A 12,930-nucleotide genomic window follows, 5' to 3' on the forward strand; every position below is an offset into this window, starting at 1 on the left:
CCAAACAGCAAGGGGATTCTTCAGTTCTTCTTCCATCTAAACTTCTTTTTCCATCTGATAAATATACTGCTCTGTATTCAGCTGTAGAGATACAGCATATGGACGTCATTAAGTTGACAATAGAAAACGAAGCTGATATTAATCAGAAGAGCTTTGATGAATATACACCACTTTACCTAGCTGTATTGAAAGGTTATACAGAAATAGTCGAGCTTTTATTGGTCCACAACGCAAGTGTTCATGAGCAAGATAACTTCTGTCATATTCCTCTTCACGCTAGTGCTCGATCTGCAAAGAGGAACACACGTGTTGCTGAGCTTTTACTAGAGAATGGAGCAGAGCTTAATCAGCAGGACTATAGAGGAAATACACCTCTTCATGTGGCTGTACTTGAAGAAAATGAACTTATGGTTAATTTTTTCTTAGATAAAGGAGCAGATCCTAATCAGAAAAATGGTAATGAATCTATTCATAATGAACATACGGTTAAGTTTTTATTAGAAAAAGGATTAAGTATTAATCCGAAGAAACGTGATGATGCATTTACACCTCTTTTTATTGCTGCTGGTATAGGGCACCAAAACATTACAAGGCTTTTACTGGATAGCGGAGCAGATCCTGAAATACGTAATAAAGACGGTAAGACCGCATTGGATCTAGCTAAAGAAGCAGGACATACAGAAATTATTGATATGCTTGAAAAGCATTTAAGTAAGAAAAATACTACTAATGCAAAAAGCGTAGGTGTGAGCACATCTTTAGAAACATGTGTTTCTACTTCAACAAGTAATATGACTATCCATAAAAAGGGCAAGAACTAGAATAAATTTAATACAAGTTATTTATGGATAATATATTAATAAGATAGAAATTAATATATTATCCATTTTCCTTATTTACATCGCTTGGACTTATATTCTTTTCTTACCTTTTCTTTTAAATCGCGTACAGGTTTTTAGAGATTCTTTAGCATTTTTCTTTACATAATAAGATTTTTGATACACTTCTCTTGCCATCACTAGTCCTTTTTAATTGAATTACTATGTCAATGACATTTTTTATATATGATATAACTTGATCCGGGGAAATACCAAGATTTGCTTGCATTACCATTAGTTTTATTTGTTCAAGTGCCATCATTGGATCATCTGCATGTAAGGTTGAAATCGAACCAGGATGACCTGTATTGATAGCACGTAGAAAACTAAATGCTTCTGCACCACGTAATTCACCTACTATTATTCTATCAGGTCTCAAACGCAGACATGCTTCTATTAAATCTTGTGTTGTCACACGTGCCCTACCTTGGCCGCCTTTAGAAGCAATAAGGTGTACTCTATTAGGATGTTGGTTCAAAACAATCTCACGAGCATCTTCTACAGTAATAATTCTTTCTTGTTTTGGAATAACACGTAAAGCAGCATTAGTAAATGTGGTTTTACCAGTAGATGTCCCACCGCTAATGATAATATTTTTTTTATTTATTACTGCATACTTCAAAAAATCCTTTATTCTTTTCTGTTGTAATAATAAAGATAACTGATGATGAACCTCATTTTCTATGGTTTCTGTAATTAAATCAGGAAATGCGCCCATCTTTTCATAATCATCTAAAGTTAAGTGTATGCTAGACGGTTTACGAATTGACATTACAACTTTATCAGGCTCACATGCAGGAGGGAACACTATCTGTATACGATAACCATTATTGGGTAATGTAGCAGCAAGTAAAGGTACTTCTTCACTAAGCTTTTGTTCTGTAGATTGTGCTATAAGTCTACCTAAAGCTTTCAAATGATTCAGATCAAATTTTTCTATATGTTCACACCTTATTTCCCCACGTTTTTCAATCCATACTTCTTGTGGTTTATTTATTGATATTTCATTGACATTTTCTTCTTGTAAGATGTTTTTTATCGGTTCCAAATATGTATCAAGTGCAGCATGATTCATACGTACCTATGTACAGCTAGGAAATATTATATCTTGATTGACAAATACTTTTAATGCAGTACCTTGATTTACGTAAACTGTTGGTTTAGTATCTACATTGTTATTAATTGTTTCTCTCATATCTTGTGCAAAATCTTTAATTGAGTTTTGCACTATATTTTCATATACAGATGGGCCACCTTGTGCACGCAGTACATTTTTAATGCTTTCTATTGTAATCTCATTAACCTTTTTAGGGTCCCAGTCTTGTGGTTTTGGCTTAAGCTTATCAACAGCACGTTTTACTTCATCCCTGAAAAAAGACATCAAACTGGATTCAGTTTTTGCCCCTTGAAGGCGCTTAACAGCCTGACTTTTAAGTTTTAATTCTACATCATCTGGCAAACCAAGAATATCATTAATAGATGAAATATCTATTGTATTTGCAATAATACCACTTATCATCTGTACAGCAGTGGTTCCACTAGTCAGTATAGAAGCTTTTTGTGATACAATAGCTGCACCGATTGACACACCAGTAACCATTATTGAAGAAAATAATTTATGCATTACTTTGTTATCCACTATACCAGTAACACCAGGTATACCCAGTTCATCAGTACCTGGGGAAGAGATGACCACATCTCCTCCAGATGGTAAAATAATTCTATTCCAACTAATATTTATACGACTTTTTACAATATTAGAATCAAAAGAGCAATTTCCTATTAATCTTGAACCTCTAGGCACAAGTACTATGTCACCTTTTTCTGCATAAACATCTCTACTGACTACAGCACGTATTATACCAGTCATGTCTGAATTGATTGAAGTTTCAAGTATAGCATCAATAATTTTGCCTTGGCCGATCATATAATTAAAATCACTCATGCGGGTAATTTTTCTTTGTTCTACTGTAGTGTTAGATAAACGATCACTAGATTTATTGTTACTTCAGCCTGTATACGCTACCATCTGGCCTTTACGTCTTGTTTCTGGATAACGATTACTCACTAGTGGAGATAAAGGAACAGCAGGATCATAACTAACACTTTTCTTAGTTAATAGAGGAGGGAGATTTGATTTAGTCTCTACTGTTTTTTTTGGCTCCTCTTTTTGTGTCTTTACTTCTTTTTTTTCAGTGGTTGCTGTTTTTTTTACTTCTGTTTTTACTTCTGGTATATGCTGTGGCATAACAATTTCTGGTAAAGGTGGTAATGGATTAACCATTATACGCTCAGGGGCTGGAACTTCATCAGGAACTTTCTCTAATTTGTTCTTTAGTTCATGCATATCTATCTTTATTTCCTTTTTATCGACTAATTCTTGATTTTCCTTATGAGATGGACGAAAATAAAAATAATATACTACACCTAGTAAAACTACTACGACAGCAATTACAAGTGCCCTATGGCCTTGACTAGAACCAACTGTAATTACTTTATTATCTACTTCTGATTCACCTATTGAATTATTCTGTCCTTTAAAATCACCTTTATTCATTATAATGCCCTATTTATAACTTCAACCCTATCATTTTTGTCGCGTATGAACAACTTACGATGAACTCCCTTTATGATTACATAACTTTCAAATAATAAACGCTTACAGGGTTTACCATCTGCTGCAAAAATTTCTGGTATTGTGGCGTTATCCTTGAATTTTAAATAAGTTAAACATCCATCATCAAATAGTTCAACCGGTACAATATTTTCATTACTACTGTAATTGACATATGTATAATTATATTTTGTATCATTATCTTTTATGATGGTTTCTGGTTTTTCTGAAAGAAATTCTATCTGAGTGTGTTCATTTACGTCTATATCTAGATCAAATTCATCTTCTGCTGCAGGATAGTAAAAGCGAACTATGTAAGATATATCCCTTACAGCAGAATAATCGTGAGTTATATCATCAGATTGTTTGTCATAATTTGGTCTGGATATTAAATCAAAAACATAGGTTCTGTTTTTAGTGGTAGTAACTATCATATTTGTACGACTACTGCTTTCAAATGGCATGATAAATAACTTATTGCCACTATTGTGCACTCTCCAGTTTGATGCATTACCAATTGCAATATCCATTATCCTTTCTACTGAGGAAAATTCAATATAAGAATAATAACCTTGGCTAAAAACCACCTGGAATACTTCGTTAGGACTGTACACAAATGTTTTTATTCTGCTATCTACGGAAAGCGGTTTGTTGTAACTAGATACATTAAAACCACTGAACAATAGCACTAATGTTAATAATATTCTGACCATTACTTATTCCCTATAATTATCTAATCTATAAGAAGTGACTTGAAACCCTAATGGGTTAATATACCTATCTTGATCATTTAGTTCAAGTTGAGCAAATCTATATGACATCGTTACTATCTTGCTTTTTTTTATATGGCTACCATCTTTACGTTCATATTTTATAGCAAAAAGCACTTGAACGGTATCATTATTAATTTTTTGAATTGAGTTAACTTTAAATTCAGTTTTAATGTACTCTAAATGCTGGCTCACTAGCCTGTCTAGGTCTTGCGATCTTGTATAACTATAAAATTCATTGGCTACGTTAATTGAAGAAAGCAATCTAATCTTTTTGTAGTAATTGAAAATGTAATTATATGGATCAAAACACTCTCTTGTTTTAATATAATCTGTAATAAAATACCTATTTAATGTATCATTTGCAGAATATTGTAATACTGTAGCAGGATCAACTACGTGTACCATGCCAGATTTTTTTTCAATTTCTATAACAAATGGTTCAACTGTACGACTGGTGCTAATTTTAAATACAACCAACACACTTATTGTTATGCTAATTAACAACAACAATGCTAGTACCAGCAACACATTTCTTTGTGCAACTACTGTACTATAACGACTTGTGCTCCAGTCTATATCTTGCACTTTGGTATTTTTACTGCGATTAAAAAACTTAAACATCCTTTATTATAAGACATACCATAATTAATAGGCAATTAAATTAAAAAATTATTATCACTATATCACGTTTAAACCTGTTTAGTTTAAATGTGGTGCGGCCGAGAAGACTTGAACTTCCAAGGCTATAAAGCCACAGCGACCTCAACGCTGCGTGTCTACCGATTCCACCACGGCCGCGCTCTTAAACTGTTATTTAACTAATTTATGGTTAAAATGTCAACTTATCAAATATTTACAACAGATAAAATTGTCAATATGATAAGCATATGTATACTTTTTCTTTGTTGCACCGCTATATTTTAATTAATTATATTCAAAATATATTGTGAAGAGTGAGAGAGAATAGTATATACTATTCTCCAATGGGTTGTTTACTAAAGGTTTGTGTCTTTGAAGATAAGGAATTATCAGTTTAAAATGAGGTATGTAAAGAATTATGTTTAAATTTATCTACTGTTTGCTGTTTATAATAATTAATGTTAGCGATGTATATGCAGAAGTACTGTACGTATGGTCTCAAGTTATTCCAGACAATAAGTTAAGTATACGTGCAATTACTAATAATGATGTATGTCCTACGCTGTATATTAATGGTGAGGCAATTACGATGTTAACACGTAGTGCAAATAATAGTACGGAGATGGTTTGTGAATTTATTGTAGGACAAAATGTCAGAGATATTCACATTAATGGTATGCAGGTTCCTACTGTACCAGAAAAAATTAGTAAAATTGCCTTTATTGGTGATACAGGATGCAGAGTAAATACTTTTTATCAACAAGAATGTAATTCTGTAGAAAGTTGGCCTTTAAAACAAAATCTTAATTCTGTGGCATTACATCAACCAGATCTAGTCATCCATGTTGGTGATTACCATTACAGAAAAAAAAATGTAGACATCAAAAAAAATGTGGTAGCATATATGGCTATAATGCGGAAGTGTGGTATGCAGATTGGTTTGATCCAGCAAAAGATATTCTACTCAAGTCTCCATTTCTGTTTGTTCGTGGTAATCATGAAAGTTGTAATAATGCTTATGAAGGATGGTTTAAATATCTAGATCCATATCCATTTTCAGCTGAAAAATGCTCAGACTGTGTACAAAGTTGGTTTTTGGATATTGGGTTAATGAAATTTTTTGTATTTGACTCTTCTTTTGGTAAAGATATCTATGCTAATAAAGAGGCAGTGAGTGCTTTTAGCATGCAATTTAGTAGATTAATAAATGATGATTTAACTAAACCTATATGGTTTTTGACGCATAGGCCGTTGTGGAGATCTACAAAGAAAGCACTTTTTACATTTAAGAAACATGGAAATCTTCCACAAATCAAAGCTTTTGGTAATAGATTTCCAAGTAATGTTGCTGCTATAGTATCAGGTCACATCCATATAGCACAAATTTTGTTAATGGACAAAATTCCAGATCAGATTATCGTTGGAAATGGTGGTGCATTATTACATTCTCAAGATCAAGAGCCGATTTATGAAGACATTGAATTTGATTATTCAAACAGTAAGCATTATTTAGCACGTGAGATTAAGAGTTTTTTTGGTTTTGGTTTTGCAATACTTGACTTAGATAAGCATATATTTACTTATTACAATAAAGATAATGATAAGATATATTCTATGCACCTTAATAAAGATTTTAAACTTATCGATTAATCTTGATAATTTTTAAGTCCTGCTTATAATTTAACTGCTGTCATAGGTTAAAATGGATGATTTTGTAAAATTTGCAGAGTATATATTAGAATTACTCTCATTACCATTTTATATTACTGAAAATTATCTTTTAATTACTGCATTAATTCCACTATTAAGCGCAGTTATCATTCTTTGTGCAGGTAGATGGACACAGGGCATTACTATTATGTCTTCTGTTGTTTTATTTGTTTATGTATGTCTATGTAGTAGTTATTGTTTGTTAAAGGAAGATTCTACACACTTTGTCGTGATGGATTTTGGGAAAAATTTACATCTCAGTTTAAATTTGGAACCAATAGGAGCAGTATTCAGCCTTTTAATAGCATTCTTGTGGATATTGACGAGTATATATACTACACATTATATGAAAGGTCATGCATCGTATTCGAGTTTTTTATGCTTGTTTTCTATATCGATTAGTTGCACTATATTTATAGCTTTTTCCGGAGATTTATTTACCACATTTGTTTTTTATGAGCTTTTGACGCTCAGCACCTATCCTTTAGTTGTTTATAATCTGACTGAGGAATCAAGAGCAGCAGGACGTTATTATTTTGGAATACTATTCTTCGCCTCTTTAGTGTTATTTTTACCTGTGGTAGGTCTATTATATAATAAATTTCATACTGTAGATTTTGTATCTTATGGAATATTTATACCTGATCATTCCCTTGTGAATTTTGTTGCGGTATGTTTTCCTATGATGATTTATGGTATTGCAAAAACTGCACTCATGCCAATGCATTTTTGGCTGCCAAAAGCGATGGTTGCACCTACTCCTGTAAGTGCACTGTTACATGCTGTAGCTGTAGTTAAATCTGGAGTGTTTATTGTTATAAAAATAATATTATATATTTTTGGTATTGAGAACTTAAAATATTTTGTACAGCAAAACTGGTTAGCTGGACAATGGCTCCCATATGCTGCAGGATGCACAATCATTGCTTCATCGTTTATTGCGTTAAAGCAGAAAGAGTTAAAAACATTACTTGCGTATTCTACAATTTCTCAACTCTCATATATTATACTTTTTGTTTCTATATTAAGTATATCTAGCATAAAAGTTACAGTAATGCAGCTCATTTATCATGCACTTGCAAAGATTACCTTATTTTTTGTTGCAGGTATTATCATCTTTAAAACAGGAGAGAGATATATAGATAGAATACATGGTATAGGGCGAAGTATGCCAATGGCTATGATAGCATTTACCATAGGTGCATTGTCAATGATAGGAGTGCCGCCAGCCCCTACATTTTGGAATAAATTACTGATTTTTAAGATTGTGTTTGCAGGTAATGACATAGTATTATCTATATTTATAGTTTTAGTATTAACTGCCAGTACTGTATTAAATGCACTATATTTCTTGCCTATTATATATAATGCTTTTTTTGCAAAATCTTCTCAAAACTTTTTTATAAAGAAACCATCAATTTACTTGGTATTACCACCAGTTGTGACTGCCATATGTACGTTAATCCTTTTCTTTGTTGCATCGCTATACTTTAATTAATTGTATTCAAAAATATATTATGGGGAGTAAGAGAGAATAGTATATACTATTCTTCAATGGCTTGTTTACTAAGGGTTTGTATCTTTGAAGATAAGGAATGATCAGTTTTAAATGAGGTATGTTATGCTATCAATCAACAATGAAATACAAGATATTAATACTTTAAAAGAAGATATATTATCAAGAAAATAATCAAGAAAATTCGTCAACTACCTTCTGCCTATACAGGTCATGAAGAAGATAAAAAAATAGACCCATTGCGAAATGCCAGAAGAAGAAATAAGGATGAGATGAGTGCAAGAATAAGAAAGAGTATTGAAGGTTCAGCAATGATATTGAATCTCATATTGTGTTTCTTCTGAAAATTACGGTAAACATGTGATATAATTTTGAAAATTTTTATTTACCTAATCTTATTTCATCCTTAATGACGCTAAGATATATAATTCTATAAAATACACTCTCCTGAGCTTATAGCTAATGCGATCAATCCTATAAACTGCTTCTTGATAGAATGTAGAAATATCTGGCGGACGGAGTGGGATTTGAACCCACGGTACGCTCATCACGTACGTCAGTTTTCAAGACTGGTACCTTAAACCGCTCGGCCATCCGTCCACTCTTTTTTTAGCACAATATTTAATATTGATCAATTTAATTGTTTACTTACCTATACAGAAAGTACTAAATATGTTATCCAATATTTCTTCACTGCTAATGACTCCAATAATTTTTCCCAGCTCTATTGCAGCAAGTTTAAGATCTTCAGACATTAATTCTATTGATTTATCAATATTAAAACATTCTAAGTGTTCTAATGCCTGCTTTATGCAGTTTCTATGTCTCTGTCGTGTTATCACAGGAGTGACTTTATCAAATCCAAATTTCTCTTTTATTTTTTCCTGAATGCATAAAATTAATTTATCAGTACCTATACCCTTTATAACAGAAATAGACAGATAATTTATATTGCCAATTTTAAGATCAGGGCAATTTATATTGCCACTTTTAATATTTTTTTTACCAATCAACATATCAGCTTTACTTAATACATAAATAGTATCGTCATCTTTTTCTACAGTGTCGTATAGTTTGATGTCAAGGGGAAACAATGCGATTTTTAAATCAGCTTCAGCAGATTTTTGTTTTGCTCTATTTATACCCTCTGATTCTACTGGATCTGAGCTTTCACGTATTCCTGCGGTATCTGAAAGAATTATGGGGTATCCTCCAATATCAATGTGGGCTTCAAGCACATCTCGTGTTGTACCTGCATATTCTGAAACTATAGCTATATCACGCTGAGCTAGATAATTAAATAAAGTAGATTTGCCTACATTTGGTTCTCCAGTGATTACGACATGAAAACCTTCACGTAATCTTTCACCATATCTGCTATCATTTAAGTGGCTTTGTATTGACTTTATAAGTATTTGGATTTCTTCATAAATTTTCACTAATACACTTTTTTCTGTCATAACGTCTTCTGGAAAATCTATATATGCCTCAATTTGAGATTGCATGTTTATTATAAGTTGCCTCCATGTGTTGTATAACCTTTCTAATTCTCCAGAGATTTGTCTAATTGCCTGTTTTGCCTGCATTTGTGTTTCAGCATCAATTAGATCTGCAATCCCTTCTATTTGAGTCAATTTAAATTTACCATTTCGAAACGCTCTTAATGCAAATTCTCCAGGTTCTGCAATAAAGAAAATTTTTGATAGTTCCTCTAAAATTATTTTAATGACAGCTTTACTTCCATGTACTTGTAATTCTATGACATCTTCGCCTGTAAAACTATTAGGAGCAGGAAAGTAAATAGCTATTCCAGTGTCTATAAGTTGATTAAAATTATCATATAATTTAACAAGCGTTGCAAATCTTGGTTTAATTTCTTTTGTAATATTAAAATGATAGAGAGCTTTCAATGCATCATTTCCAGATATTCGTATTACTGCTACACCCGATCTTCCAAATACACTGGATAAAGCAAAAATTGTATTGTTATGTCTAGCCATTTATGCAAATGTTACAAACTATGTTCTCCTTCTAATTTATAGGATTTATATTGACATTGTATATAGTAAAGTTTACGATAAAACCAATAAATAAAAACTTATATGTTTGCAGTAATTGAAACAGGCGGAAAACAATACTTAGTAAAGCAAGGTAGTATTATCAAAGTGGAAAAGCTTGAAGCTGAAAAAGGAGATAAAATAGAAATTAATAAAATAATCTTTCTTGCTGGTAGTAATTCAACAAATGCTGCTGTAAGTGCTGAGGTGTTGGAGCAATGTAAGGGGGAAAAAGTTATCATTTTCAAGAAAAAAAGGAGAAAAAATTACCGCAGAAAAACTGGTCATAGACAGCATTTAACTGTTTTACGTATTAATGAGATTAACCTTAAATAAGAGGTATAAAACATGGCAACTAAAAAATCTGGTGGTAGTTCCTGTAATGGCCGAGATTCAATAGGTCGTAGGTTAGGAATAAAGAAAAATGGGAAAGTGATTCCTGGTAATATAATTGTACGTCAAAGGGGTACAAAGTTTCATCCAGGTAATAATGTTGGTATGGGTAAGGACCATACCATTTTTGCTAAAATAGAAGGTTGTGTTAGCTTTAGAAGATCTGCAAATAAAAAAACTTTCATAGATGTTATTCCTCTTCAAGTTTTAGCTTAAATTCATGGGTCTGTAGCTCAGGTGGTTAGAGCGCACGTCTGATAAGCGTGAGGTCGGAGGTTCAACTCTTCCCAGACCCACCATTCCAGACTGTCCCTGGTGTAAGGTTTGTCATATAGCTTAAATGGGTATACTGAGTATTACAAATTATAATCTGCGTGATAAAATAGCGTTGCTTAGAGTGGATTTTAATGTCCCAATAATTAATAGTGTCATTAAAGATAGCACACGTATTTTAAGAGTGATACCTACTATTAGATATCTAGTAGAAAGCATCAATGCAAAAGTTGTAATACTATCCCATCTAGGGCGTCCAAAGAAACGTGATAGTAGTTTGTCATTGAGAGTAGTTGTAGATCTTTTATCAAAAATATTAAATAAGGAAGTAAATTTTGTTCCTGACTGTATAGGTAAACATGTACATAACATAGTTGACGGCATGACGTCAGGAGATGTTGTACTATTGGAGAATTTAAGATTCTATCCAGAAGAAGAATACAATGATATAACTTTTGCTAAGCAGTTGGCATCAATAGGGGATTTATATGTAAATGATGCATTTTCTTGTTCACATAGAGCACATAGCTCTATTGTGCGTATTACAGAGTTTCTGCCTTCTTATGCAGGGCTGTCTATGGTAGATGAGTTAATGTGTCTTGAAAAATTTTTTTCATTTAAATTGAGACCTGTTGCAGCAATAGTTGGAGGGTCTAAAATTTCCACAAAACTTAAGCTACTTACAAAACTAGCAGAAAAGGTAGATTATTTAATTGTAGGTGGTGCAATTGCTAATAATTTTTTATTGTTTAACGAAATAAATATAGGTAAATCTTTATTCCAAGAAGGGGTGAATCATCTATTAAATAACATTCTACCTGAAAAGATTATCATGCCTACAGATATTATAAATTCTACTGGTATTGTGAAAAAAGTACATGAGATTATGGATGATGATGTAATTTTAGATATTGGCCCACAAACTATAAAAAAAATTGCTAACATAATAGCACATTGCAAAACTGTATTATGGAATGGTCCTATTGGGGTTTTCGAAGACATCACTTTTGCTAATGGTACGATAGAGTTGATGAATATTATAAGTAATTTTACCAAAACAAGAAATTTAATCAGTATAATTGGTGGGGGGGATAGTCTATCTGCAATAAAAGTTGCAGGCCTTGCAACTAAAGATTTTACGTATGTTTCAACAGCTGGAGGAGCATTTTTAAGCTGGTTAAGTGGCGATGAAATGCCAGGGATAAGTGCATTAGAGAATAGGTGAAAGTGTTTAGATCTTTTGCGAAACAGAAAATTATTGCAAAAGAGTAAAAAATGTGTCTTTTTGATAAAATTTTTCNAAAGGCTATCAACTTAATAGTTTTTTGGACCACAGAAAATCTTCTGAGCATTAATTTCGCAAAAGGTCTTTTGTGTTTTGTACAGAAGCGATGATAATAGAAGATGTGTGTATAGTGTAATTTATAGATTTAAGCGCGTTAAGATAGATTTTCTTGTAGAGATCTTATCGGGAAAGGTTTTATCTACTATTTGCAAAAACCATCCATAATAGTTCTTTATATTTCTTCTCATTTGGGTGGCTGCTTAATCACTGGAATATATTCATGGAGTTTATTCTAATCTTTTCTGATGCCATCTAACCAATAGTTGTAGCTAGTAGAACAGTAATATGAGAAGATCAACATGGGCAAAAAGTAAAACAAGTTAATACGCATTAGATGTGTTTTTTTGTGTTTATAGACATCTTATCTATTTCATTTAAATTACTTGATGGGGAGCCAGATTGAGATCGTGTACTTTCTATAAGTATTGCTTCAAACATTTTAATTTCTGTACTCATAGACTTTGCTCGAGCGATGTTTAAACCTTGATTTGCATAACGTTGTGTTTCTTCTAGCAGTGCATATTTTTTTGATATTTTACTTCGCAATAATAAAAATTGTACACCAGTTCTAGTTTCTTGAAATCGTACACCAGTGCTAGTTTTTTTGTGTGTAATTTCTTGATTCAGTACATTTACTTTATCTAGGATAGTAGATTGTGAAATGTCTGAACTAGTGTCTTCTAATAAAGCTCTAATATATCGTATCTGAGTACGACAATAATTATCAAAAAA

14 protein-coding genes and 3 tRNA genes are annotated in these 12,930 nt (G+C 32.2%); 8 read left to right on the forward strand and 9 right to left on the reverse strand.

Translation table 11 applies throughout. From position 1 onward, the window contains the following. Positions 1-821, forward strand: an 821-nt coding sequence (locus BIY23_RS02505) for an ankyrin repeat domain-containing protein (RefSeq protein WP_186820146.1), incomplete at its 5' end; no start/stop codon positions are given. A 145-nt stretch (positions 822-966) separates the two neighbouring features. Here BIY23_RS02505 and virB11 read toward each other — a convergent pair. From virB11 to BIY23_RS02530, 6 genes are all read right to left on the reverse strand, one after another. Beyond that, on the reverse strand, positions 967-1,953 hold the full coding sequence (gene virB11, locus BIY23_RS02510) for a P-type DNA transfer ATPase VirB11 (RefSeq protein WP_070064990.1): 987 nt from the start codon (positions 1,951-1,953) through the stop codon (positions 967-969). A gap of 6 nt (positions 1,954-1,959) precedes the next feature. Continuing rightward, entirely contained in the window at positions 1,960-2,823 is an 864-nt protein-coding gene (locus BIY23_RS05450) for a TraB/TrbI/VirB10 family type IV secretion system protein (protein ID WP_261722500.1), read from the reverse strand. A gap of 63 nt (positions 2,824-2,886) precedes the next feature. Then, a complete protein-coding gene (locus tag BIY23_RS05455; RefSeq protein ID WP_261722501.1) occupies positions 2,887-3,435 on the reverse strand; it encodes a hypothetical protein in 549 nt (182 codons plus the stop codon). After that, positions 3,435-4,205, reverse strand: coding sequence for a P-type conjugative transfer protein VirB9 (gene virB9, locus BIY23_RS02520; RefSeq protein WP_070064991.1), 771 nt, complete (start codon positions 4,203-4,205; stop codon positions 3,435-3,437). Before virB9 ends, BIY23_RS05455 begins: the two co-directional genes overlap by 1 nt. Positions 4,206-4,208: 3 nt before the next feature. Next, positions 4,209-4,886, reverse strand: coding sequence for a VirB8 family type IV secretion system protein (locus tag BIY23_RS02525; protein ID WP_070064992.1), 678 nt, complete (start codon positions 4,884-4,886; stop codon positions 4,209-4,211). 90 nt (positions 4,887-4,976) lie between these two features. After that, positions 4,977-5,063, reverse strand: a tRNA-Leu gene (locus tag BIY23_RS02530). 259 nt (positions 5,064-5,322) lie between these two features. Here BIY23_RS02530 and BIY23_RS05460 point away from each other — a divergent pair. From BIY23_RS05460 to BIY23_RS02540, 3 genes are read left to right on the forward strand one after another with little or no spacing between them, the layout of a single operon-like run. After that, a complete protein-coding gene (locus BIY23_RS05460; protein ID WP_261722502.1) occupies positions 5,323-5,946 on the forward strand; it encodes a hypothetical protein in 624 nt (207 codons plus the stop codon). Then, positions 5,862-6,554, forward strand: coding sequence for a metallophosphoesterase (locus tag BIY23_RS05465; RefSeq protein WP_390903698.1), 693 nt, complete (start codon positions 5,862-5,864; stop codon positions 6,552-6,554). The genes BIY23_RS05460 and BIY23_RS05465 overlap by 85 nt, the downstream gene beginning before the upstream one ends. Before the next feature lie 52 nt (positions 6,555-6,606). Beyond that, positions 6,607-8,112 carry a proton-conducting transporter transmembrane domain-containing protein gene (locus tag BIY23_RS02540; protein WP_070064993.1) on the forward strand — a complete coding sequence of 502 codons (1,506 nt, stop codon included), beginning with the start codon at positions 6,607-6,609 and terminating at the stop codon, positions 8,110-8,112. Between the two features lie 527 nt (positions 8,113-8,639). On the opposite strand, the gene BIY23_RS02545 is transcribed toward BIY23_RS02540, so the two are convergent. Both BIY23_RS02545 and mnmE read right to left on the reverse strand, forming a co-directional pair. Beyond that, positions 8,640-8,730 (reverse strand) — tRNA-Ser (locus BIY23_RS02545). Between the two features lie 44 nt (positions 8,731-8,774). Further along, positions 8,775-10,130, reverse strand: a complete 1,356-nt coding sequence (mnmE, locus tag BIY23_RS02550) for a tRNA uridine-5-carboxymethylaminomethyl(34) synthesis GTPase MnmE (RefSeq protein WP_070064994.1) — start codon at positions 10,128-10,130, stop codon at positions 8,775-8,777. A gap of 102 nt (positions 10,131-10,232) precedes the next feature. Between mnmE and rplU the strand changes: the two genes are divergently transcribed. The 4 genes from rplU to BIY23_RS02570 all read left to right on the forward strand — a co-directional run bounded on the left by rplU (position 10,233) and on the right by BIY23_RS02570 (position 12,078). After that, positions 10,233-10,523 (forward strand): 50S ribosomal protein L21, encoded by a 291-nt coding sequence (rplU, locus tag BIY23_RS02555; RefSeq protein ID WP_070064995.1) that lies wholly within the window; start codon positions 10,233-10,235, stop codon positions 10,521-10,523. A gap of 12 nt (positions 10,524-10,535) precedes the next feature. After that, a complete protein-coding gene (rpmA, locus tag BIY23_RS02560; RefSeq protein WP_070064996.1) occupies positions 10,536-10,796 on the forward strand; it encodes a 50S ribosomal protein L27 in 261 nt (86 codons plus the stop codon). Positions 10,797-10,802: 6 nt separating this feature from the next. Then, positions 10,803-10,879 (forward strand) — tRNA-Ile (locus tag BIY23_RS02565). Positions 10,880-10,920: 41 nt separating this feature from the next. After that, positions 10,921-12,078: a phosphoglycerate kinase gene (locus BIY23_RS02570; RefSeq protein ID WP_070064997.1), complete on the forward strand. Its 1,158-nt coding sequence runs from the start codon at positions 10,921-10,923 to the stop codon at positions 12,076-12,078. Positions 12,079-12,528: 450 nt separating this feature from the next. Here the strand turns inward: BIY23_RS02570 and BIY23_RS05235 are convergent. Beyond that, a partial coding sequence (locus tag BIY23_RS05235; protein WP_186820147.1) for a hypothetical protein occupies positions 12,529-12,930 on the reverse strand: 402 nt, incomplete at its 5' end.

The organism is Wolbachia pipientis (assembly GCF_001752665.1).
Lineage (GTDB): Bacteria > Pseudomonadota > Alphaproteobacteria > Rickettsiales > Anaplasmataceae > Wolbachia > Wolbachia pipientis_A.